Below are 255 nucleotides of genomic sequence, written 5' to 3'. Positions count from 1 at the left end.
TGGAAGAAGAGGGGGGCAGCGGCGCAACCACTTATAACAACCAATTCACGCTCATCCCGGCCACTATCACGTGGCGCGCTACACCAAAAACCAAACCACAAACGGACGGACCGTGCATGGCGCATGTTGTGGGGCCTGATGGTGAAGAAATCTTCTGTGACGAACATGGCCGCGTCAAACTGCATTTCCCGTGGGATAGATATTCAAACGGCGATGAGCACAGCTCATGCTGGGTGCGAGTGTCACAAGGATGGG

The 255-nt window shown here is 54.9% G+C and carries 1 pseudogene; it reads left to right on the top strand.

The features are described 5' to 3' along the window. Window positions 1-255 (top strand): annotated as a pseudogene (locus tag EYW48_RS21875) (type VI secretion system tip protein VgrG); the annotation flags it as partial.

It is taken from the genome of Vibrio sp. 1180_3, assembly GCF_029478545.1.
GTDB lineage: Bacteria > Pseudomonadota > Gammaproteobacteria > Enterobacterales > Vibrionaceae > Vibrio > Vibrio aestuarianus.
This window is presented reverse-complemented; position numbering and strand designations above follow the sequence as displayed.